Genomic DNA, 25,334 nt, shown 5'->3' on the forward strand with positions numbered 1-25,334 from the left:
TTACACTTTATTAGGCGAAGAAATTAATCTTCGCCTAATATATTAAGGATTAATATTTATATTCAATACCTAACCAATAGTTACGGCCTTCTTCAATATAACCATTAGTGTATTCATAGGATTTATCAAATAAGTTGTTCACTGAGGTGTTAACAGAAATACCTTGGCCAAAATCATAATCTAAGCGCAGGTCAGTTTTAGCATAGCCTCGTACTTTGCTTTCTGCATCAACATAATTAAATGCCCAACTTCTTGCTTCTTCGGTAATGGTAATGCTAAATGGGTCGTATGGCGTGAATTTCACCCAAGCAAAGGCTTTGTGGGTAGGTAATTCGGCAACGTGTTTTACACTGTAGTGCTTAGGATCAGCGTGAATATATCCGTAGCTTAAACCAGCTTCCATCCAATCAGTGATTTGTCCGTTAGTCCCTAAATCAATCCCAAAGTAGTCAACTTTGCCACTATTGCGGTTTTCAAGCACGTATCCCCCATTTTTATTAGTACCAACACGATGGGCCATAATCGCATCAGAGACATGGTTGTAATAAATACTTGATGTATATGACCAAACTGGGGAGATATGACCTTTATAGGTCAAATCGTAAGTTAGGGCTCGTTCTGTATCAATATGAGGGTTAATGATAAAGGTATCATCACTTTTCATTTTTTCTTTGGTATAGCGTTCTTTTTGTGTTGGGAAACGGCTTCTTTCTGATACCGAGAACTGTACGGTATCTTCATTTTCTAAATGGTAACGAGCCATCATTTCCCAGTTGAATGCATGTTGGCTATTACCATCATATTTTTCAAACTCACCTGATTTGTAATCATAACGTTTGCCGTCGGCACTTTTGCGCCAATCGTAGCCAATACCAGCGATAATATCGAGATTGCCCATCGCAACCCATTGATATTCTGTAGCAATAGAATAGGTATTATCTTTATAGCGGTCGAATGGGACATCTCTCTTTGCACGTGCGCGGTGAACGTCTTCTTTCCAGTGTGCGGCAAATGACAGCATATCTAATTCACGCACGGTGAAGTCAACACGCATGTCAGCCCCATTACTGTAGTCATCATAGCGGCTGTAGTTATAGATACCGTCTTTATAGTCTTTAACAGACCTATATTGATGGAGTGTATTCTTAAATGTGTCGTGGTACAGACGGCTCTGTAACGCGATATCATGGGTTATTTGGGTTGTTCCATTGAAATAAATACTTTCTTTATCATAAGCTGGCCATTGCCAAATTTGAGGTTTGGTGTTTGTTACACTCGGCGGGCTGTTTTTATCACCATCTTGCTTTAGATAGGTAACCACATACTCGTCAGCTTCACGCGGGGTCCAGCCCACTTTCACCATCATACGTTTATCGTCTGTTGCAGAGTTAGGACGGCGTCCATTATTTCCCGCCAATGGGTTATCATTTTCTGAACTCGGGATCCCCATAAAACGCTGCTTATATTGGCTACCACTGACTTGAATAAAACCTAAGTCATTGCGGCCACCTAAGCGTGCACTAATATTGTGGGCATTATCTGCGCCACGAGCGAAACCTTGGTTTAAGCTGATATTGGCCTCAAAAGGTTTTTTAGGGGTAGCGGTGGTTAGGTTAATCGCTCCCCCCATCAAGTTTGGACCTTGTAATAGTGAAGTATATCCAGTTGATAGCTCAACGCTTGCGAGTTCGCTCGTCATAAAGCGCCCTAGGTCAAGGGTGCCATCATAAGGGACATAAGTTGGGATGCCATCAAAAAAGATAGGGACTTGGCGGCTATCAAATCCACGTACATTCACTTGGGTTTCGTTGCGATTACCTGATTTTTGAATGGATACACCTGGCATTGTACTCAGTGCTTGTGCAACGTTGGTTTTATTCAATTGTGTCATTTGCTCTTGCGTGATGACATTTGCATCCGCTGCTAATGGTGTACTCCAAACAGACATCACGTCAGTGTTTTTTTCTGCTTTAGGGTCAGACGCGGCGTGTCCCTGTGCTGCGAATAAAGCCATCCCAACCAAATAGGTAATTTGTTTTATTTTCATTATCTCTTTCCAGTTTTATGAATAACGATATATTATTTTTTATATAACGATATGCGTCATTAACCACAAGCGAATGCAGCCTACGAGGTAGGCTGTTTTTACAAATGATTTTTTTGACGCTAACTACTTAGGTTACTGCTTAAAAATATGTACTTTAATATCTCGCGGCGCTGCGTAGTAAGGGGCTGATGTAACCAATAATGGCACCCCTGTTTGTGCGAATGCTTCGATTGTTTTTAAATTAATTCCACCTGCAATGGACAGTCGACAAGGCCGACTTTGTTGCTTGGTGAGTTCTTGTAGCCGCTGAATTTGTTCAATGGGCAATTTATCTAGCTGAATAATATCGGCTTGCGCATTGATGGCGAGAATGGCTTGTTCATAGTCATCCGCCTCAACAATAATCATTTTTTCAGGGGCGGCTTGGCGTAGTGTTTTAATATGACTCACCCAATCATTTGGATTTTCAAGGCATTGGCGATGATTGGTGAACAGTAAAATACTTTCTGCACTACCTGCTCGGTGAATAATAGCGCCCCCAGCCAAAATCGCAGTTAAGGCAAGGGGCTTAGTATGAGGAATGGTTTTTCGCGTGCACGCAAGTTGCCCATCAGGTTGATATTGATGCAAAATACTGACCATTTGCTGGGTGTAGTGGCTGACACCTCCACACCATTCCAGTACGTTTTGTACCGCCTTCCAGCCCTGATGCAAGGCTTCAATCGGCCCAATAGCACGAATTAAAACGCTTTGTGGGGCAACTAGTTGTCCATCTTGAAAGTGACAATCACAAGTGATACCGAGTTTCTCTAACATACGTCTGGCGATGGTGACCCCACTGATGCAGCCCCCAAATTTGGATGCAAAGGTCATCACCCCCATTTGAGACTGCAAGCCGAGCGCACGGGTGGTAAGGTCGCCGTACTGGATATCATCTAGCAGTAGTTGGTCGATTAATGTATCAGGCACGTAAATCATAATGTCAGTTCCGATTCATCGACCACATCCCAAGAGACCATTGCCCAATCTCTGGATGGATAAGGGATTGTTTTGCCTAGTGCCGCTTGTTCATCATAATACTGACGTAAGATAGCGGTTTCTTCTGGTGTAATATTTTTAAGGGACCAATTGACACTGTCAGCGAAAGTGTCAAAGCTATCAAATCCACCTTTATTTGGACTTTTAATAAAATCAACGCGCGCATTGATGCCCATTTGATGCAATATATTCACTGCATAAATATAGGTGGGTAAACGAACCACTTCGCGGCCTATTTTGCGAATTATTTTTTCATCAATAAATGTTGGGTTGATGGTATGGGTCGTATATACCCGCAATTTTGTTTGGCGATTAAGCTTCAGTAAGGCTGCTTTTAAATCATCAACGAGTGTTGAGCGTGACGCTACTGAAATATCGACTTTGGGTAATGAACTCCAGTCATCTTCCCATGCCAGTTGTTTAAAGCGCGCATTGGGAATATTTAATTCTTTCGCCCGCAGTTCAGCCATTTCGAGCATGCCGCGGCTATAATCAATACCTATCGTTTCCTTGAATTCATTAGCAAGGCAAAGGCTAACTGAACCTGGGCCACAGCCCACATCAAGCAAGATTTCAGCGCCTGCTAAATCCATTAATTCACGAAAGCGCACTAAGTATGGGTCATGGGGATTAGCGCAAGTTTGCGCCATTTGTTGTGCTTTTTTATCCCAATGCTCTGGCTCTTTGCGGCTTCGTTGGGCTTGTTGCATATGTTGCTGATACATTTTTGCAAAATTGATTTGATTAATTAACATGATCCCTGACCTTAACTAGAAAATGTTGATGGAAGCTGAAAGTGAGATTGAATGCTGTGTTTATCCACATTATAGAGGGCTGCTAAGTTAGTAAGTGTTAACATACATTTAGATGACCCTTGCCTCGCTTTGTGGTGCTTATCGAGCAAAATAACATTATCAGCGATAGCAGCGGCATGTTGTGGGTGATGGGTTGACATCAATATCGTCATACCATGGGATTTAAGCTTTTCAATTTGCTCAAGCAAGCGAATTTGGTTACCAAAATCAAGGCTAGCGGCAGGCTCATCCATAATTAGAAGTAATGGTTTTTGTATTAAAGCCCTTGCTATCAATACTAACTGTTTTTCTCCGCCACTAAGCGTGCTGTATAGCCGTGTTGCCAAATGTGAAATGCCAAGGTGTTTTAATTGTTGATATGCTAAATTTTTCTCGGTCTCTTTAGGGACTGAAAATAATGAAATATGAGGTGTTAAGCCCATCATGACCATATCGACTACAGTGAAAGTAAAGGGGGTATCATGGGCTTGGGGAACATAGGCGACAGTTTTGGCTATTTCGCGTGGTTTAAGAGTTTGAATTCCTTGCCCATTGAGTAGGATCTCGCCTTTAATTGCAGGTAATAACCCCAGTAAAGTTTTCATTAAGGTGGTTTTACCGCAGCCATTTGCACCTAATAAGCAGCTAATCTCCCCCTTAGGTAATGAAAGATTAATGCCATCAATGATAGCTGTGCCATGATAACCAATTGCGACCTCTTGCAAAGATACAATGCTCATTTCACCCGCCTTGTCTGCAATAAAATAGCTAAAAAGAAGGGCGCACCGATTGCAGAGGTTAAAATGCCTATGGGTAATTCAATCGCGGCGATAGTACGTGCTAAGGTATCAGTAATGAGTAATAAAATAGCTCCAATTGCCAGTGATGCAGGGAGCTGATAGCGAAAGTTAGCACCCACTATCATTCGGGTAATATGTGGCACAATCAAGCCTATCCAACCAATAATTCCAGCAATAGAAACAGCGCTTGCCGTGAGCAGTGTTGCACAAATAATAAAGATAGCTCGAGTTAAACTGACATTGATCCCAAGGCTTTTAGCTTCTTCATCAGATAAGCTGAGTAAATTCATGCGCCAGCGCAATAATAATAGCGGAATAATACCGATAACCATCAGAGGTAATACTGACATTAAATCTGCTTGGGTAATTGATGATAACCCGCCTAAGAGCCAAAAAGTGATGGAAGGCAACTGGGTGTAAGGGTCTGCAAGAATTTTCATCAATGAAATTGCTGAACCACATAACGCACTGATAGCGACACCGACAAGAACCAAAGATAAAATGGGGTCATGTTGACGCGCTAGTCGGGCAATAAAGCACACTAAAGTAACGGTAATTAGGCCACCAATAAATGCACTTAGCTGAATGTAAAATAATGATTGCCCAAAAAAAATACCGATAACAGCCCCCACGCCAGCACCCGCTGAAACCCCTAAAATATCTGGTGAAACCAATGGGTTACGGAACATTCCCTGATAAGCAGCACCTGCAATAGCCAGTCCTCCACCAATAACAATAGCGGCTAATGTGCGCGGGAATCGTATTTGCCAGAAAACGGTTTCATGCCGCGGATTACTCAACTCGCTGTGAGAAGGTAACTGACTAATGAGCAGGTGATAAAGCTCATTTAGCGTAAGTGAGTACTTACCACTTATTAAGGCGATAATAAAGCTTATTAATAAAATAACGATTAATAAAAGGGATTTTCCGCCTTGTTTCAATACACCATTCATGATTTTTCCATGAGCCAATCAATCTGCTCTAAAGTCAGTGGAGAATGGTAAAAATGGGTAAAAAATTCAGCAATATCATGCTTGATATTTTCGGCAATACTCTTATCGAAATGGCTCTGTAGCCGTCTCATGCCGAGTAAGCGGTTAACTCCCGGAGGCCCATCTAACCAGCCAAATGGCATACCGCTGAAAACCAGTAACTGGTTGTTAGTAATGGCATCTAGCCCTTTCCATAATGCAGAGTTTGTGATCAATTCAATGGCTTCGTCATATTGCGTTATAATGATGTCAGGGTTCCATTGATATAATTGCTCCATAGAAACCGTTGTCAGTCCATGGAAGTTAGGGATATCAACTACATTACGCAAACCAAGCATTTCAATGGCTTCAGTATGAATTGAGCCTTTAGCGCCGGTTTCTAAACCTTTTGCTCCTCTCGCGAGGTAAAAACTTAGTGATTTCTGTTGGTTTTGATGAGCAAATAAGGCAGCATCATCAATATAGCGTTGAGCAAGTTGGCCTAACTTTTGAGCTTGTGGGATAACGCCTAAAACCTCACCGAGTTGCATAAGCTGTTGTGGCGCATCTTTTAACCCTCCAGCCATTAATAAATAAGGTACATGGGTTTGTTGGGCAACCTTTTCTGCTTGTGAAAGATAGGTATCATTAATATTACCAGTATCAATAATTAAATCTGGGTTATAGGATAGAAGCTGTTCTAAGGAAAGCGTACTGCCTCGACCTGCTAAACGACCATATACGGGTAATTCGAGCCATTGCGCTGCAAAAAGGCCACTGTGTCCTTTTTTCAGTGAAATTGAGGAAAATCCCACCATTTTTTCGGGGGCTAATGCGAACATCAATAGATCAGAAGGGGGGCCAGAGCTGATGACGCGTTGAATATCCTTTGGCGTCGGAAGATGACCAAATAAAGCTTTTTCAACGGCTGGACGAGTTTGTGCGAAGCTCGGCAAACTGTAAAAAGCAGCAAGTACTGCACTTGATTTAAGGAACTGCCTACGATTGATCGCCATAGTCTAATTTCATCTATTCGTTATAATAATAATTATATAGCGCGAAAATTAGCGGAGTCATGATAGAGAGTCAACTATAAAAATCGCATTGTTCGGAAAATTCGACATTTATGTGATGTAAATCAGTAACAAAGATTGCTATCCATTAACAGATAGCAGAACATGGTTATCGTTAACGAATTGGATATCGCTTTGAACTTATGAAGAAAAAAAGACCTTCTCTACAGGATGTTGCCGACCAAGTTGGCGTCACAAAAATGACGGTGAGCCGTTTTCTACGAAACCCAGATCAGGTTTCAGAAGCTTTACGTGAGAAAATCGCCCAAGCTGTGGAGGCTTCTGGGTATATTCCAAATAAGGCGCCCGATATTTTATCGAATTCAACTAGCCATGCTATTGGGGTGTTGCTTCCTTCATTAACTAACCAAGTTTTTGCCGAAGTGATTCGTGGAATTGAAGCCGTGACAGACCGCCATGGCTACCAAACCATGCTCGCTCACTATGGTTATTTGCCCGAAAAAGAAGAAGAGCGGCTGACTTCACTACTTTCTTATAATATTGATGGTGTGATTTTAGCCGAACGGACACACACTGAACGAACGCTGCGCATGTTGAAAACCGCGGGGATCCCCGTTGTTGAGATTATGGATAGCGTTTCTCCTTGCCTAGATATTGCAGTTGGTATTGATAACTTTGAAGCGTCTCGCCAAATGACTCGGGCGATGATTGAGCGTGGCTGCCGTAAGGTTGTGTACTTAGGCGCAAGACATGATGAACGTACTTTTATCCGCTTGAAAGGTTATGAACAGGCAATGCTCGATGCTAATCTTGAACCACGTAATGTGATGACGCAGGCTAGCTCATCGTATTCGCTAGGTGCCCAACTACTGCACGACTGCCGTGATAAGTACCCAGATACCGACGGTTTATTCTGTACCAATGATGACTTAGCGATAGGGGCTATTTTTGAATGCCAACGTTTAGGGATTCAAATTCCGCAAGACCTTGCTATTTCAGGTTTCCATGGTCACGACGTAGGGCAAGTGATGACGCCAAAACTGGCGAGTATTTTGACGCCAAGAGATCAAATGGGGCGTAAGGCGGCAGAAGTCTTGTTGGCAAGAATGTCGGGTAAGAAGCTAACGGATACGCATTTTGATGTGGGGTTTTGTGTCCTTACTGGCGAAAGTATCTAATTATTCCTCGTCATACTTCGCGCTGTCGCGTTGTTGCCTGTACTCGCCAACCCTAGTCACATACTTATGTATGCTCCTAGGGCTTGACTCGCTTGGCGCCTAGCGACAACACGAACTATTTAGAGGAATGCTTTAAGGGGAGTAATAAAGTTTAAATATACTTTTTGTTTTTTGTTTCTATATTGATTGCGAGTTTTGCTTTGTCTTTCACCTGCCTCTTCTGAAGTCAGTTTGAGAGTATCATCACAGATCTGTTTTCTTCTTCACCAATTTGATTGCCAAATAAATCCGCACTGATGATAATGTTACCCGTAACTTGTTACCGGTAACAAAAGCCGGTTTTTAACTAAAGCCAGGACAATAGTGAATATCTGAGGAGTTTCCTATGAATGATACCCAAAAACAAAACTATACATTTGTACTAATGGGGGTATCGGGTAGTGGTAAGTCTGCTGTTGCTACCGGTGTTGCACAGCAACTACAAGCTGCTTTCCTTGATGGTGACTTTCTTCACCCTAAATCAAATATTTTAAAAATGGCATCTGGTCATGCATTAAATGATGACGACCGTAAACCTTGGTTAGTCGCACTAAATAATGCCATTTTTGCAATGCAAAGAACTAATAAGATATCGCTGGTAGTTAGCTCTGCACTGAAAAAAAGCTATCGTGATATCTTAAGAGAGGGGAACCACAACCTCTATTTTATTTACCTAAAAGGTGATGCGGTTGTTATTGAAGAAAGATTGAAAGCACGTAAAGGGCATTTCTTTAAGCCTGAAATGCTGAAATCGCAATTTGATGCCTTACAAGAACCTGGCGCGGATGAACCTGATGTGCAGGTTGTTGATATTCGCCCATCCTTAGAAAACGTGATTGAAAATACGTGTTCTACTATTCGTAAGATTGTCGCTGGAGATAACTAATGAATACCCCAGAAACATTAAGCACGTTAACGCTCGTGCTGACGGCAGTCGGCTCTGTCGTTTTACTACTTTTTTTAGTGATGTATGCTCGTTTACATGCTTTTGTTGCACTCATGATTGTTTCTATTGGTGCCGGTTTATTTTCAGGTATGCCAGTACAACAGATCACGGAAACCATGCAAAAAGGAATGGCGGGAACCTTAGGTTTTCTTGCTATCGTAGTCGCTCTTGGGGCAATGTTCGGTAAAATTTTACATGAAACAGGGGCATTAGATCAGATTGCGAATAAGCTACTTAACCTATTCGGTGAAAAGAATGCTCACTATGCAGTGGGTGTCGCAGGGCTGATTTGTGCGCTACCACTCTTCTTTGATGTGGCTATTGTCTTGTTAATTGGTGTGGTGTTTGCGGTAGCGAACCGCACAGGCCATAACGTTGTTCGCCTTGCTATTCCATTATTTGCTGGGGTAGCCGCTGCGGCAGCGTTTTTATTACCGGGGCCAACACCAATGCTAGTTGCATCACAAATGGGGGCAGACTATGGCTGGATGATTTTAATTGGTTTGTGTGCTGCTATCCCAGGTATGATTTTAGCAGGGCCATTATTTGGTAAGTTTATCAGTAACTTTGTTCATATTGATATTCCAGCAGATTATCAAGCGCCAAATACAGAACATGGCAAAATGCCAAGCTTTGGATTTAGCTTGTGTTTAGTGCTTTTCCCGTTGGTATTAGTGGGTTTAAAAACAATCGGAACGCATTTAGTTGAAAAAGGAACCCCCCTTGAGCATTGGTTAGAGTTTATCGGTCACCCTTTCACCGCATTACTGTTAGCGTGTTTACTGGCGATTTATGGCCTAGGTTTCCGTTATGGTATGGATAAAGAAAAAGTCATGGCGATTTGTTCCGCAGCGATTCAACCTGCTGGGATCATTTTACTTGTGACGGGTGCTGGTGGCGTATTCAAACAAATTTTAGTGGATTCAGGTGTAGGCCCTGCACTAGGTGACTCTTTAATTGGTGCTGGTTTACCAATTGCTGTTGCTTGCTTTGTATTAGCGGGTGCAGTGCGTGTCATTCAAGGTTCTGCAACGGTTGCATGTTTAACAGCGGTAGGTTTAGTGCTACCTGTTATCAGTGAGTTAGGTTACTCAGGAGCACAGCTGGCAGCATTAGCTATCTGTATTTCTGGCGGTTCATTGATCTTAAGCCACGTGAATGACTCTGGTTTCTGGTTATATGGAAAATTCACTGGTGCGACAGAAGCGCAAACGCTAAAAACATGGACGGTAATGGAAACTATCCTTGGTACGACAGGGGCAATTGTCGGTATGGTGTTCTTCATGTTCTTGTAATGTATTTTATGAAAATATATCAGAGCTAAATGTATTGAATTAAAACGCCCGCTATTAAGTGGGCGTTTTGCTTATTTAGCTTAGGCTAATTTTAGGGATGATAATTTTATTATGGTGTTGTGGCGAATTAATGTGTTTAGCATGACCCGGTGATAATGCAATATGCTTCGTAAAAAATGAGGTTAGCCCTAAGTCGTGAGTAGAAAAGAAAATAATTGATTTATCTAATTCAAACTCTTGCTTCATTAATTGTAAGAATGAGAGTGCATCAGAGGTCGCCATAAATGATGTCGATTCGTCTAAGAATATCATTTCAGGTTGTTTTATCAGAGTCAGAGCGAGCTGTAACTTTTGTTTTTCCCCTGTAGATGCGGCGATATCGGTGATGAGTGTATCGTCTAAGGTTTCCTTACTAATCAGTAAGGATGGGCAACATAATTTGGTAAGGTGAACAATTGTATTGTTATCGAATACACCGTAGAAATTAAAATTATCACGAATGCTGCCATGAATAAATGTTGAAATACCATTATGGTAGGCAATTTTTTCTGTTAAAAAGCATTGGGAAATTTCATCGATACCAATACCATTGATTGTAATATCCCCTGATGAGTATTCTGAAATCCCACATAATGCTTTCATTAGTGATGTCTTTCCTACGCCTGAAATACCAGTAATACCAATAACATCGCCGGGTTTGGCTTCAACATCAAGCTGATTAATAATGGTTTTACCATTAATGCTAACGTTAAGATTTTTTGCACTAAAATGTTTTATTGAATCTGTTGTTATACCATCTGCTTTGAAATGGATAAGTGGGTTGTTTTTTAACTGATCAATACTGGATTTGATATGAAATAGATGTGTTTTCACCATAAATAAGCGATTAATGGCACTTGTAATTGCACCAGAAAGTCGACTATTAATGATCATCACGGCGATAACAGAAGCCAAGCTTAGACTGCCTTCACCAATAGCCAAATAGCTAGCTACGTACATTACTATCATAGATAAAAACGTATTTACTTTGATAATTTCCATCCAATGGTGATTAGCCTCATTTAGTTTTAATTTTATTTTTTCATCTTCATTAGTTTTTATACTGATGTACTGTTTAAAATGGTTATCTCTGGCAAAACAAAGCTCATGTTTTTTTTGTTCCAATGAGTAGTACATGGCTGATTTTTCATAGTTTAAGGTATTCGCTCGGAGCATATTTTTATAGGAAAGAAAGCGGATGTGTAGGCATAAAAAGATAAGCCCAGCGTAATAGCTCAATAGCAATAATGAATAAAAACCTAACATACCAAAAATGCAAAATGAAAATAAAATGGCTAACCCGACATCATAAATAATTTGAGGCTTAATTTCCCAAACTTGTAAGATTGATGCTTCTGCTGTTCTCACTTTAATTGAGGCACTTTTACAACTAGATTGTTTTAATAAATTAATAAAATAGCGATTAAAAGTACTGATGTTAAGCTTTATTTTTTTTGTGTTCTGTTCATGAATAATGTGTTTAATAAAAAACTCTAAGCCAATAACGACAATGAAAATAAAACTAATATATAAAAGTGAGCTTATAGATTCACTATAAACTAAGCGGGAGTTAAAAAGATTTGAATATAAAGGTAATAATAGTGCGAATACAATTAAAGGTAATGACAATAAGCTAGATTTTGGTGTTAACTTAATCAGTGATTTATATATGCTCTCTTCATTGAGTGTGTTTTCACTTGCAGAAAATGAAAACAAATTTTTATTTTCAATTAGTTGTTGTGTTATTGCTATGTCGGTTGTTAGATTAGTTAGCTGGCCTCTATGATTTTTGATGATAATATATTTCCCATCTGCTATCTCCATAATAAAGAGAGCAGGTAGCTTTTTTTCATTAAAATCTGAAATAGAAGTGTATTGATAAGTGAAAAAATCATTATTAATAAATTCATTTATATTATTTAAGATATATTTATTATCATAAGAGAGTGCTGGAGAGGAAAATGGTTCTCCTAATATCTTAAAGTATTGATTAATAACATCATGGAAACTACTTTCTTTCATTTTCTTCACTCTTTAGGAAGCAAGCGTTAACCCCTTGATTATCCTCAATAGGTTTTAAGGCTTTAATGTGTACATTAGGCGTGTTTTTTTTAATTAATACCGTGTTATAGATGGTATAGGTCATTGCTGCGTCAAAAGATATGTTATTTCCATAACTGCAATAAACATCAATAGATTTAACCTTTTTATGATCAATTAGTTTTAAGGTGTCATGGCTAAACATTAACGATGTCATGATGCCATTGCCATTGCCATTGCCATTTTTATTGTCATTATTACTATCGGTATTTATAGATGAAGACGCTTCAGTATTGTGGTTATCAATTCCTATCAATGCCGCCTTGCCTTTATTTTTTTCAGCAGCCATTGTGCTTGATAACACATTAGCTAAGAGCACAGCCATAAGTAATGTCATGGTTGCAACAGCAGCAGATAATGCAGAAATAAAACCTAACATAAGTCACCAAACGTTAAATGTAATGTTATCGCTAATTAATGCGGTTAAATAATGAAGTACTGAAATCTCTTTACTAGAGATATAGAGCATCACTGGCAAACCGTCATGTTCTGGAAGGAGCTCCGTATTTTGTTCTGGTGTAATTTGTACTGAATAATAGCGTTCTTGACTGTTCCGCTCCCTGTCACTAAAAGAATCAGCGCTGATTTTTGTAACTTTCCCGTTAATGATTTTTTTAAACCCAGGGGAGTTCACCACAATTTTGGCTGGTAGCTGTGGCGCTATAAAAGGGCGATACTTCGCTAATATTTTACCTTCAATAACCCGCGTACTTTGCTGTTTTTTAATCACCATCACTAAATTTGAGGCTTCAACATACGAACCTTTCTCTAAATCTTTTTCGATACTTAATACAATCCCGTCAGCTGGTGATAACACACTATTCGCTCTTATTTTATTGCGCAGTAATTCCATCTGACCACTGTTTTCTAATTTCTCTTTTTTTAGTCGATTAAGTAGAGTTTCATTTTCTTGTATTTCCCCGATAAGTCGTGCGGTATACTTCTTTTCTTGCAGTGAGATTTCTCGCAATAACCCTTGAGCATTTAATTCACCTGATGCTATTAGCACGGTGGTGCGGCTGATTTCAGCATTATTATTGAGTTTTTCAATTTCAGGAGCTCTTGCATTTTTTAATAATAAGTCCTTCTTTTTCAGTATGTTAATTTGATTTTCTAGTTCGCTAGACTCTTTAATTTGTGAGATATATTTATCTCGTAAATTACTTATCTCCATGCGTAAGAGAATATGACCATAGAGTTCTCTATAGGCACTTAAAGTTTTACTTTGTAAGCCCTTTGCAAAGAAAAAATATTCAGATTCCGTATTTATGCTTCCATCAAGGATTTTATTTAACAGTTTTTTGTTTTCTTCTAATTCATTGATGCGTTCATTAGCAAAAGTAACGAGGCCGGATAAGGTTTTTTCTTGATGAAAGACATCTAAATTAGTATAGGAAAATAAAACTTGGTCTTTTTCTACCTTATCACCAGTTTTAATAGCGAACTGATTAATAAATCCAGAAGCCGGGCTCACTATTTCTAGTCGATTGGAGACTCCTGAGATAATCCCCTCTCCTGGAGAGGATATTTCTATTTTAGCTAATATAATATAACCGATAAATAATGACGTGATACCTAGAAATATTTTTAATTTTTTAGGTGCCCGGTTCAGTTTATTTAGATAATGTTTCAATTTCAGCTAACTTCCCTGTTAATTGGATATATTCCATTTTGTTTTTCATATCAGCAATCATTAATTCAGCAATGCGTCTTTCCATTGTTAACATATCAAATAGTGTGTTCACCATTTCATAGAAAGAAGATTGTGATATTTCATATTCCCTTTGTTGGCTTTTAATTATTGATCGCATGGTCTTACGTTGTTCATGTAGCCCTGTAAGCTCAGTTGAATTTGAATTAGCGATTAATTTTAAATTTTTAATTTTAGCTGTGGATTCTTTATATTTATAATCAGCTTTTCCTTTTGTTGCTTCATACAGTTTCAGTTGAGATTTTTCATTCAGCACTTTATCAAGGTCAAAGATATTTAATTTAACCTCCATTCCCATATAAGACTCGTTACGACTTCTGACTTGATCAATAAATCGCTCTTCGGCGATAAGATTAACATTTAAGAAGGGATTTTGTTGATAAGCATTTTCTTTCATTGCATCAGCTTGCATGCGTAGCAAGTTATATTCGCTATTCTGTTGTGCATTTTCACTATCAATAATAGTTTCTTGTAATTTTTTTAATAGATTTTTTGGAACCGTTACACCTTTAGAAGGAAAGGTAATGCCTGATAAAAGCTCAATATTAGACTTATATTGCTCAATCTCTTTTTCTATATTTTGTAGCTCTGTTTCAATCCTCTGCATCAATAAAGAAGCTTGTTCAACATCACTGTATTTTGCTATGCCACTTTTATAGCGATGAGTAATAAGTTTGAAAATACTTTTAGCATTGCTATTTAAATCAGCTGTTGTTTTTGTTAGCTCATTGAGATAATAAATACCAATTAAGTTGTTAGTTGTCGAGGTGTAAAGTTCTTCTTTTTCCTTGTTTAGTGAAAGTGCTGATATTTTTAATTTTAAATTTTTTTCATTAAACCGGTGACTTAACGTAGTGTCATAGATCAATGAACTGGCAGTAATATTACTGTTAGTGCTGCCATCATGGCTTTTTATTTTTCCTGAAGCGGATATTTTTGGTAGATAATAATAATCTGTTTATTTTGCTCTGAGGTTTTCAGCTTCTAATTCTAACGCTTTTATTTGAACTGGATTGGAGTTTTTTAATACTCGGCCAATAAATGTTTGGAAGTTTTCTACATCTTGATTGGCTAAGCTACAAGTTGGTAGTGATAATGTTAATAATAAACCTAAGGTGATAGGACGCATGTGCTTACTCCATTGATAATAAAGTTAATAGTTTTTTTCTGCTCTCAATGGTATTTTCTTTTAGCCATTGTGTAGTTTGATCTATTTTTAATATTTCTTCTGAAATTTTTTCATTCTGATTGTTTTTGTTTATTTTTTCTTCTAATAAGTAGACGGCTAATTTTCTTTTCCAGTCATCGTCAGCTTCTTTTATTGATTGTAAAACCTCTAAGTGCTCTTGTGCTGTGGAGGATAAAGCCAGAAGATGTGAGGAAATATCAGTTGCTAGCTCATTGTTTTCGGTCACGGAAATCATTTTTTGCGCTATATTGATATTCACTTTCTGTAATGTGTTCAGGGTTTCTTGAATATGATTAAGTTCTTCTGAGTAGTTTGCAGATTGTTGTTGAGTTTTTTTATTTTCTTTTTGGTAAAAGAAATGAAAGAAATTCAAACTCACTAACAGTAAAACTGAAATAGAAACCCCAAGAATAGAGGTTAAGAATGCAAAGGACATTGAATTAAGTGCCATTGAGATAGATGAGATCATGGCGTTCATTTTTTCTGAGACATCACCTTCTCCTCCAAGTGATGCTGATATTGCGGTGATCATCCCTGTTAATCCAATAAATGTTCCTATTAATCCTAATGATACAGTAACGGATGCAGATAATTTCGTTTGGTTTGAGAGTAATGTATAGTTGCTTTTTTTATTTTTATTAAATAATCGATGAAATAAAAATATAACTAAAGGATAAATATAAATCCCAATCATGGTGTAGCTGATTTCAGGGGCAAGTAATAGACATTGCTGAACCATTTCACGTACCGATTGTAATAAAAAACAAGCGAGAAACGTTGCGGCATAAAAAAATAATCCAAGATAATACATGTTATTTGTAATCCCAATAAATGCATGAATTCCAACCTGGGCAATATTCACTTGTTCCTTGTTTTAGAACAATTTCTTTATTAATTCCCAGACTCTTAATTAGTGATGCCATATAAAGAAGGTTGTAGGTGTTTTTTTCTTTACTGTGGCTGATTTTATCATTGATGTAACCACTGATAATAATTTTATTACTTTTGTTTTTAACTATTTCTTGTTTGATTAAAGAGGTTTCATTGCTTGATAAATGAATTCCACCTTTAAAATAAAGACGTTTATTTGGGATATCTATTTGTATTTTTTCAAATTTTAATTGTCCATAATTAATATGGGTTTCTGCAGTTTTCATTCCACTGAAAATAAACACCATAGAAACTAAAATAATTATACATAGTGTTCCACTTAACCCATCAACCATTGGGGCTAGTTCTTCATCAGAGTTATCATCATTTTCTTCCATATCTAATTCTTTTATTTTAGAAACAATTTTACTAATTCAGGATTATATTATAATCGCTATTGAAATGAACTCACTGGAATTGGAGCTCAAAAAAAAAGATTGTCAGACCACATTATCTTAAATGACGTTTTATTTTTAATTAAATGGATATAATCGGTTTCATTAACGGCAGCTTATGGGTATATAGCTGATAACCCCATTTATTAATATAATGATATAGAACATGACAGATAAAACTATCACAGATAAATTAAAAAACATAGAAATCCAAAAGTTTAAAGTTCAAGGGCTTGATTTAATTGTAACTAAGCCAGATGGTTCTATTGAGAACATTAAAAATGGGCTGTCTGAAGTTATTTTAGGAAATATGACATTATTGACTGAGCAGGGCGAGATTCTTACACAAGATGAAATTCTATCATCAATAACATTAAATGTCGGTGCTGATGCTATTTATATCAAAGAGCAATTGACGAGTGACATCATTGAATATACTGATAGCCAAGCCTCAAAAAAGAATAATGAGCAAATTGAAGGTGAGGAACAGCAATATGATAACCGACAAGACGATGAACAAAGTTTCAGTGAAAAACTGGCGGAGTTAAATCAAAAAAATCAACAATTAGAAAAGGCGCTTCAGACCTTGTCTTCTGAGAAAGATGAAAAAGAGGTATTACTAAGTTCGTCATTAACAAAGCTCACAGAAGCGAAAAATCAGCTAAATCAAAAAAATAAAGCAGAGAAAGCACAAGTCGAAGACAGCAACTTAACCTTTCCTTCACCATCTGCACCCGTTGTTATGCCAATAAGTTCTTCATCACCCTCTCAGCCTGCAAATAAACCATTAGCACCTTCCCAGACAGCTAAACCTATAACACAGGTTTTTATTCAAGGAAAATTAAGCGAAGAATCCGACTCAGGGAAAAGGGGGGATAATATTACGAATATTAATACACCAATATTTACTGGGGTTATCTCTCCTGATAGTCAGGGTTATCTAACGATTAATGATAACAAATATTCGATCACAACGGATAAAGATGGAAAGTGGTCATTAAAAATCACTGAACCGTTAGAAGATAAAGTATATGAATATTCATTAGTTGCTTTTTCCGGTGAAGGTAAGCCTGTGACGGTGAATGGCCAATTTGAAGTCGACACTCAGCTTGATAATCTCTCTGTTAGCCTTGATGGGCATTCGGATACCGAAACGTCGGCGGAGAGACTAACTAACAAGCAAGTTCCTACTTTTATAGGGAAAGCTGAAGCTGGTAGTACGGTAACGCTAATGATTGCAGGACAAACATTATCGGCAATTGCTGATGATAAAGGTACGTGGCGAATAACAGTCGAGAAACCATTGGCCGATGGAGTATCAAACTTCCAAGTCACTGCCGTGGATCCTGCTGGTAACCAAAAAATCATCACTGAGAGCGTTACTATCAAAACATCAAAACCAGATGCTAGTGTACTGCTTGATAACTCAACGGTTTTTTTGACCAGCAAAGTAAAGCCAACGCTTACGGGAAAAACAGATTCGAATTCCAATGTCATCGTTAAGGTAGCTGGAAAAGAGTACTTCACTAAGGCGAATGAACAGGGTGATTGGTCACTCACGATTAGTGATAACTTAGCTGATGGCTCACATATATTAAATGTTAAGGTAACAGATAGCGTAGGAAATCAGGGTGTTTTTATCCAAAGCCTGATAGTCGACACGACGTTACCGGCTGCGACTGCGAAGCTCACCGAAAGCAGCGATTCCGGGGCCAAAGGGGACAATCTTACGCAACACCAAGCAGTCACCCTGGAAGGAATAACCAAACCGCAATCGGCGGTGGTGATCCAGTTTGCCGGGCAGGAGTACAGCACCCTTGCCGATAAAGACGGGCAGTGGCAAGTGGCATTACCCGCAGTCAATCAAGACGGTGAGTATGATTATCAAGTGAGTGTGACCGATACTGTCGGAAATATCGGGATGTCCAATGGACAATTCACTGTGGATACTCAGGTGGATAGCCTATCGGTCCACCTTGATACACTGTCTGATAGTGGCAAGGTTGGCGACCATATCACTCAAGAGTCGCGTCCGCATTTTTCAGGCAAGGCGGAAGCGGGGAGCCGTATCGAGTTGACGATTGACGGGCAACACGTGGTCACGACAGCGGATAGCCATGGGGATTGGACTATCGTCGTACAGCAAACACTCACGGATGGCACCTATGATTATACGGTGAAAGCCACGGATGTGGCAGGTAATAGCACCGTGGTTACAGAGTCCGTGCAGATAAAAACCACATTGCAACCGACGACGTTACAACTCAATAACCAGTCTGATTTGATGACTAACCAACCGCTCCCGACATTATCTGGGCAATCCGAGCCCCACGCGACGGTACAGGTTTCACTGAGTGGAGAAATTTACTCAACGGTGGCCGATGCACAGGGCGCTTGGTCGATTATGGTCACCTCGCCGCTCGCGTCGGGAAGCCACTCGCTCAAGGTGCAGGTCACCGATATTGCGGGAAATAGCGAGAAAATCAGCGAAACGGTATGGGTCGACACGACGCTACCGGCTGCGACTGCGAAGCTCACCGAAAGCAGCGACTCCGGTGCCAAAGGGAACAATCTTACGCAGCACCAAGCAGTCACTCTGGAAGGGATAACCAAACCGCAATCGACGGTGGTGATCCAGTTTGCGGGGCAGGAGTACAGCACCCTTGCCGATAAAGACGGGCAGTGGCAAGTGGCATTACCCGCAGTAAACCAAGACGGTGAGTATGATTATCAAGTGAGTGTGACCGATACCGTCGGAAATATCGGGATGTCCAGCGGGCAGTTTATTGTTGATACTCAGGTGGATAGCCTATCGGTCCAACTTGATGTGCCGTCGGATAGTGGCAAGGTTGGCGACCATATCACTCAAGAGTCGCGTCCGCATTTTTCAGGCAAGGCGGAAGCGGGGAGCCGTGTCGAGTTGATGATTGACGGGCAACACGTGGTCACGACAGCGGATAGCGATGGGGATTGGACTATCGTCGTCCAGCAAACACTCACGGATGGCACCTATGATTATACGGTGAAAGCCACGGATGTGGCAGGCAATAGCACGGTGGTTACAGAGTCCGTGCAGATAAAAACCACATTGCAACCGACGACGTTACAACTCAATAACCAGTCTGATTTGATGACTAACCAACCGCTCCCGACATTATCCGGGCAATCCGAGCCCCACGCGACGATACAGGTTTCACTGAGTGGGGAAATTTACTCAACGGTGGCCGATGCACAGGGCGCTTGGTCGATTATGGTCACCTCGGCACTCGCGTCCGGAAGCCACTTGCTCAAGGTGCAGGTCACCGATATTGCGGGAAATAGCGAGAAAATCAGCGAGACGGTATGGGTCGACACGACGCTACCGGCTGCGACTGCGAAGCTCACCGAAAGCAGCGACTCCGGTGCCAAAGGGGACAATCTTACGCAGCACCAAGCAGTCACCCTGGAAGGGATAACCAAACCGCAATCGGCGGTGGTGATCCAGTTTGCGGGGCAGGAGTACAGCACCCTTGCCGATAAAGACGGGCAGTGGCAAGTGGCATTACCCGCAGTCAAGCAAGACGGTGAGTATGATTATCAAGTGAGTGTGACCGATACTGTCGGAAATATCGGGATGTCCAATGGACAATTCACTGTGGATACTCAGGTGGATAGCCTATCGGTCCACCTTAATACACTGTCTGATAGTGGCAAGGTTGGCGACCATATCACTCAAGAGTCGCGTCCGCATTTTTCAGGCAAGGCGGAAGCGGGGAGCCGTGTCGAGTTGACGATTGACGGGCAACACGTGGTCACGACAGCGGATAGCGATGGGGATTGGACTATCGTCGTCCAGCAAACACTCACGGATGGCACCTATGATTATACGGTGAAAGCCACGGATGTGGCAGGCAATAGCACGGTGGTTACAGAGTCCGTGCAGATAAAAACCACATTGCAACCGACGACGTTACAACTCAATAACCAGTCTGATTTGATGACTAACCAACCGCTCCCGACATTATCCGGGCAATCCGAGCCCCACGCGACGATACAGGTTTCACTGAGTGGGGAAATTTACTCAACGGTGGCCGATGCACAGGGCGCTTGGTCGATTATGGTCACCTCGGCACTCGCGTCCGGAAGCCACTTGCTCAAGGTGCAGGTCACCGATATTGCGGGAAATAGCGAGAAAATCAGCGAGACGGTATGGGTCGACACGACGCTACCGGCTGCGACTGCGAAGCTCACCGAAAGCAGCGACTCCGGTGCCAAAGGGGACAATCTTACGCAGCACCAAGCAGTCACCCTGGAAGGGATAACCAAACCGCAATCGGCGGTGGTGATCCAGTTTGCGGGGCAGGAGTACAGCACCCTTGCCGATAAAGACGGGCAGTGGCAAGTGGCATTACCCGCAGTCAAGCAAGACGGTGAGTATGATTATCAAGTGAGTGTGACCGATACTGTCGGAAATATCGGGACGTCCAGCGGGCAGTTTACCGTGGATAGCAATATCATGCTGATTGCACACTTAGACCCTGCGAGCCAAGACAATTCGAATGCGTTGATAACCTACTTAAAACGACCACAAATTAGTGGAGAAGCTGACCCCGAAAGTAAAATTACCGCTGAGTTTAAAGGACAAATTAAAACTGCTTACGCCGATAGCCAAGGAAAATGGTCTCTGATTTTTGATGTTGATGCGAATGAAGGCAAGGATAATCACTATAAGGTCATCGCAGAGGACGCTGCTGGTAACAAAGAGACAATTAGTCAGAGTTTTACATACCTGCCCTCATCAGTAGGATCTGGAGACATTCACCCCCCGACTTTAACCGCCACATTAGATGCTGCGTATGATAGTGGAAAGCAAGGTGACTATATCACTAATATTAAAGCGCCTAAATTTACTGGGAACGCCACGGTGGGGGCTAAAGTTAGACTGACAATTGGGAATGAAAGTTTCTCTACATTGGCAGATAAAGTTACTGGAAATTGGGAAATCCAAGTTAAAGAGCTCGCGGAAGGGAATTGCCAGTATCTTGTGACGGCGGAACACCCAATAAATGGGCAAACAAAGGATATTTCTGGGAATATTTTTATAGATACTACTGCTCCTGTATCCACAATTGAACTAAGTACAGAAACGGATACTGGAACCAAAGGAAACTTTATTACTGCACATCGTAAACCTGTATTTACAGGAAAAAGTGAGCCGGGGAGTGAAATCACTCTGGAACTAAATAATGAGTCGGTTTCGACAGTTGTTGATAACAACGGCTTTTGGAGTTTATCTTTACCCAATGAATTACCAAAAGATTTTATTGGTGATTATAAAATCGTTGTTACGGATACAGCAAATAATCAATTTGAAAAAATAGATACACTGACGATTAATTCGAGTAAACCGGAGATTACCGATGCTGCTCTGGCTTCACCTTGGAATAAAGGTAAATTTTATGGTGAGAAATCGACTAATGATTTGATGGCGACTTTTCAAGGAAAAGTAACCCCTGGTTCAAGTTTACAATTTAAGTTTAGACTGAGTAAGAAGGATGAGCATATTTTCTCCATCTCAGACATTGATAAAAATGGAAATTGGTCTTTTAGCTTACCGCCAGGTTTTCTTAAAGTGGATCGCCGTTATGACCTTGATAATTTGGTATTAATTGCAACGTCTCCAGCTGGGTTGACGACAGAAAAGGTGATTGAAGAAAAAGGGATTCAAATAAAGGATTGCGTTTTAAATGTGGCATTTCAAGTTGCGGCAGAGTCGAGTAGTACTGGGGAAGTTGATAACTCACTAAGCTCAAGTCGTTCCCCAAAGTTACAGGGAAAGATTTCAGGGGCATCGGATAGAGATGAGCTTACAGGAACCATTTTTATTGGTGGAAAAACTTATTCAATAGCTTTTGGTAAAAGCAGAAGCTCATGGAATTTCAAAGTCCCCGACGATGTCCAATTACCATTGGGGGAAGTCCCTTATACCCTCAAATTTAAAGATGTTTATGGTTCGGTAAGGGAAGTATCTTCTTCTGTATTTATCAGTGATTTCAAGTTTTACCTTGACCCAGATACAGATTCTGGCCAAATCGGTAACCACTATACCAATCATAAAAAACCCGTTTATAAAGGCAAAATAACAGCCGGTGGCACGATCTCAGCCAAAGTAAATGGTAATAGTTATCCTATTCAAGCCAATGATCAGGGAGAGTGGCGTTTCGAAGTACCGATTAAAGGGGATGGCACTTACCATATTAGTTTTATCCAAGACGATGGTACAGTTTCAGTTGGGCAAACAACACTTAATATCCTCACTAAGGCACCCATATTTAATCATTTTCAGGTTGCTGAGGAGCAACTTCATGCGGGTACACAAGTTGCGAATGTAACCAATCCTAAATTGGTTTTCACTTATAATGGAAATATGGATTATTACTTGATAAACGTGAATGGAAAAACGACTCGACATAATAAGCTAAAAACTAAATATAATGGCTCTAAAACAGTTTTTGCTAATGAGCTGGCATTACCTGACGGCGAGCATGTGGCAAAAATAACTGCATTTGATATCGCGGGTAATAAAACTGAGCATGAAGTAATTATTAAAGTGCTCAGTGATGAATCCGGTAAGACTGCCCCAAGTATTGAATTTGGTGTGAATGATAAACAATTAATTTCTGAGAAAGATGGCAAATTACTTTTCAACCAAAATGATTTAACACTCACGGGGACTACAAGCGTCGCAAGCCTAGTTACCATCAAAGACATAAATGGAAAAACACTCGGTACGACAAAGGCAAATAATCAGGGGAGTTGGCAGCTGAAATTACCCAGTGATGTTGTTCCTGTAGGTATTAAGGATGGTGAAAAAATTCAATTATCGGTTACGGCAAAGGATTTAGCTAACCGTGAAACGCAGTTTGAGTTTGATTTGGTATATGACATTACCCCACCAGTATTGAATGCGGTATTAGACGAACAATCATCAAATGGCGGCACTATTCATGTTAACCAACCAACATTTAATGGAACAACCAAAGCTAATTCGGAAGTACGCTTGACGATCAATGGAAATATATATCGTACTACCGCTGATTATGATGGTAATTGGCAGATTAAATTGCCTGATAATGAAGCACTTGCTGATGGCGTGCATTTCTATGAAATAGAAGCAGTGGATGTGCTTGGACAAATAAACCAGAACAAAGTTTCTGGTAACTTTATTGTGAAAACAGTCGCCTCAGTGAGTGGGGAATTAGAAGAAGATTCAGACTCAGGTATTCAGGGCGATGACTGCACCAATGTAAATAAGCCTACATTTAGCGGAATTACCGAACCAAATGCGACAATTCGATTAGTGTTTGATAATAAAGTTACATCAATTTTTGAAACTACCGCCAATGAGAAAGGAGAGTGGACGATCCAGGTAGATACTGAATTGAGTGACGGTCTTCATGATTATGTCATTTTTGCGATTGATAATATTAAAGGTATTAAAGGACAAGTTTCTGGGCAATTGGTTATTGATACATTAGCACCTGACTACCTTATTGGTGGTGTGGTGGACCCTACAGACTCCAGCACTAAACAGAATATTTTAACTAGTATGGCGAGGCCAACTTTTGCTGGGATTGCAGAGCCTAGCGCTTATTTGGAAATCACAGTTGGTCAAGAGATCTACACGAATATCCTTGTTGATAAACAAGGGGAGTGGAGCTTTACGTTAACAGAACCACTAATCGATGGGACACATGATTATCATATAAGGGTAACTGACATTGCGGGGAACTTAGGGACAGACAATTTAACCGGAAAAATTACTGTTGATACTCAAGCGCCAGAAATTTTAGGGGGGCTAAATAACACCACTGACTCAAGCCACAAGGGCGATAATATAACGAATATCAATAAGCCAAAATTTAGTGGGGTGACAGAGGCTGAGGCAGTTATTGCGCTTGAAATTGACGGTAAAATCTATCAAGGGGGGGCGGATGAAAAAGGAAAATGGGCGATATCTGTTACTGATGCCTTGATTGATAAAACCTATGATTATCGTATTGAAGTTAAAGATGCCGTGGGAAATAGGCAGGCGCTTACAGGGCAAATTACGATTGATACTAAAGCCCCTGAGCTTGTTGGTCACTTAGATGTTATGACTGACTCTGGCGAAAAAGGCGATGATATAACTAATATTAATACGCCAAAATTCAGTGGGACAACGGAGCCAGACACTCAGGTATTTTTAACCATTGATAATCATACCTATGAACAAAAAGCGAATAAACTGGGTCAATGGGAAATATCGGTATTGAACCCATTAGCTGAAGGTGTGCATGACTATGAAATTAATGCATATGACAAAGCGGGTAATCAGGCACAGCAATCAGGAAAGGTGACTATTGATACCAAAGCCCCTAAGCTTGTTAGTGGCTTAGATGTTATGACTGACTCTGGTGAAAAAGGCGATGATATAACCAATGTAAATACGCCAAAATTCAGTGGGATAACAGAGCCAGACACTCATGTATTTTTAACCATTGATAATCATACCTATGAACAAAAAGCGAATAAACTGGGTCAATGGGAAATATCGGTATTGAACCCATTAGCTGAAGGTGTGCATGACTATGAAGTTAATGTATATGATCAGGCAGGAAATCAGGCACAGGTTAAAGGTAATCTTACTATTTATTCCGATTTGCCCGATGCAACTGTAACGCTAATAGATAATACAGGCGGTACTCAGGTGGATATCCCGCCAATAGATACCTTAGCGCTTCCATCTGATATCGAGGAACACTATTTTTAATTGAATAATAGCCCTACCATGAAAATGGTAAGGCTAA

The 25,334-nt window shown here is 40.2% G+C and carries 17 protein-coding genes; 4 read left to right on the top strand and 13 right to left on the bottom strand.

Going from position 1 to position 25,334, the window contains the following annotated elements; genetic code table 11:
* Positions 1-49 precede the first annotated feature (49 nt).
* The 6 genes from P3L40_RS02130 to P3L40_RS02155 all read right to left on the bottom strand — a co-directional run bounded on the left by P3L40_RS02130 (position 50) and on the right by P3L40_RS02155 (position 6,666).
* Positions 50-2,047, bottom strand: a complete 1,998-nt coding sequence (locus P3L40_RS02130; RefSeq protein WP_210852936.1) for a TonB-dependent receptor plug domain-containing protein — start codon at positions 2,045-2,047, stop codon at positions 50-52.
* Positions 2,048-2,179: 132 nt separating this feature from the next.
* Positions 2,180-3,025, bottom strand: a complete 846-nt coding sequence (modD, locus tag P3L40_RS02135) for a ModD protein (protein ID WP_136135488.1) — start codon at positions 3,023-3,025, stop codon at positions 2,180-2,182.
* Complete coding sequence (locus P3L40_RS02140) at positions 3,022-3,840, bottom strand: class I SAM-dependent methyltransferase (RefSeq protein ID WP_136135487.1); 819 nt, start codon at positions 3,838-3,840, stop codon at positions 3,022-3,024. The genes modD and P3L40_RS02140 overlap by 4 nt, the downstream gene beginning before the upstream one ends.
* 11 nt (positions 3,841-3,851) lie before the next feature.
* Positions 3,852-4,619, bottom strand: a complete 768-nt coding sequence (locus tag P3L40_RS02145; protein ID WP_136135486.1) for an ABC transporter ATP-binding protein — start codon at positions 4,617-4,619, stop codon at positions 3,852-3,854.
* Entirely contained in the window at positions 4,616-5,632 is a 1,017-nt protein-coding gene (locus P3L40_RS02150) for a FecCD family ABC transporter permease (RefSeq protein ID WP_172412294.1), read from the bottom strand. The genes P3L40_RS02145 and P3L40_RS02150 overlap by 4 nt, the downstream gene beginning before the upstream one ends.
* Complete coding sequence (locus P3L40_RS02155) at positions 5,629-6,666, bottom strand: ABC transporter substrate-binding protein (protein ID WP_110592525.1); 1,038 nt, start codon at positions 6,664-6,666, stop codon at positions 5,629-5,631. The genes P3L40_RS02150 and P3L40_RS02155 overlap by 4 nt, the downstream gene beginning before the upstream one ends.
* A gap of 200 nt (positions 6,667-6,866) precedes the next feature.
* On the opposite strand from P3L40_RS02155, the gene gntR reads away from it, so the two are divergent.
* The 3 genes from gntR (at position 6,867) to gntU (ending at position 10,142) form a co-directional block, all read left to right on the top strand.
* Positions 6,867-7,862 (top strand): gluconate operon transcriptional repressor GntR, encoded by a 996-nt coding sequence (gntR, locus tag P3L40_RS02160; protein ID WP_094962847.1) that lies wholly within the window; start codon positions 6,867-6,869, stop codon positions 7,860-7,862.
* Positions 7,863-8,247: 385 nt separating this feature from the next.
* A complete protein-coding gene (gene gntK, locus P3L40_RS02165; protein WP_094962846.1) occupies positions 8,248-8,787 on the top strand; it encodes a gluconokinase in 540 nt (179 codons plus the stop codon).
* On the top strand, positions 8,787-10,142 hold the full coding sequence (gene gntU / locus P3L40_RS02170) for a gluconate transporter (RefSeq protein ID WP_004261235.1): 1,356 nt from the start codon (positions 8,787-8,789) through the stop codon (positions 10,140-10,142). The genes gntK and gntU overlap by 1 nt, the downstream gene beginning before the upstream one ends.
* 75 nt (positions 10,143-10,217) lie before the next feature.
* Here gntU and P3L40_RS02175 read toward each other — a convergent pair whose 3' ends face one another.
* Genes P3L40_RS02175 through P3L40_RS02205 form a run of 7 tightly spaced genes read right to left on the bottom strand, consistent with a single transcriptional unit; the run spans position 10,218 to position 16,449 of the window.
* On the bottom strand, positions 10,218-12,203 hold the full coding sequence (locus P3L40_RS02175) for an ATP-binding cassette domain-containing protein (RefSeq protein WP_210852938.1): 1,986 nt from the start codon (positions 12,201-12,203) through the stop codon (positions 10,218-10,220).
* On the bottom strand, positions 12,190-12,660 hold the full coding sequence (locus tag P3L40_RS02180; protein ID WP_166185359.1) for a hypothetical protein: 471 nt from the start codon (positions 12,658-12,660) through the stop codon (positions 12,190-12,192). The genes P3L40_RS02175 and P3L40_RS02180 overlap by 14 nt, the downstream gene beginning before the upstream one ends.
* Before the next feature lie 3 nt (positions 12,661-12,663).
* A complete protein-coding gene (locus tag P3L40_RS02185) occupies positions 12,664-13,914 on the bottom strand; it encodes an HlyD family efflux transporter periplasmic adaptor subunit (protein ID WP_210852940.1) in 1,251 nt (416 codons plus the stop codon).
* On the bottom strand, positions 13,895-14,926 hold the full coding sequence (locus tag P3L40_RS02190; protein ID WP_272515400.1) for a TolC family protein: 1,032 nt from the start codon (positions 14,924-14,926) through the stop codon (positions 13,895-13,897). The genes P3L40_RS02185 and P3L40_RS02190 overlap by 20 nt, the downstream gene beginning before the upstream one ends.
* 24 nt (positions 14,927-14,950) lie before the next feature.
* Positions 14,951-15,121 (bottom strand): hypothetical protein, encoded by a 171-nt coding sequence (locus tag P3L40_RS02195; protein ID WP_247605821.1) that lies wholly within the window; start codon positions 15,119-15,121, stop codon positions 14,951-14,953.
* 4 nt (positions 15,122-15,125) lie between these two features.
* Positions 15,126-16,043 carry a hypothetical protein gene (locus P3L40_RS02200; protein ID WP_228677530.1) on the bottom strand — a complete coding sequence of 306 codons (918 nt, stop codon included), beginning with the start codon at positions 16,041-16,043 and terminating at the stop codon, positions 15,126-15,128.
* Positions 15,994-16,449, bottom strand: coding sequence for a hypothetical protein (locus P3L40_RS02205; protein WP_096865047.1), 456 nt, complete (start codon positions 16,447-16,449; stop codon positions 15,994-15,996). The genes P3L40_RS02200 and P3L40_RS02205 overlap by 50 nt, the downstream gene beginning before the upstream one ends.
* A 223-nt stretch (positions 16,450-16,672) precedes the next feature.
* Between P3L40_RS02205 and P3L40_RS02210 the strand changes: the two genes are divergently transcribed.
* Entirely contained in the window at positions 16,673-25,297 is an 8,625-nt protein-coding gene (locus P3L40_RS02210) for an Ig-like domain-containing protein (RefSeq protein WP_210852943.1), read from the top strand.
* Positions 25,298-25,334 lie beyond the last annotated feature (37 nt).

Source organism: Providencia sp. PROV040 (assembly GCF_032706145.1).
Taxonomy (GTDB): domain Bacteria; phylum Pseudomonadota; class Gammaproteobacteria; order Enterobacterales; family Enterobacteriaceae; genus Providencia; species Providencia hangzhouensis.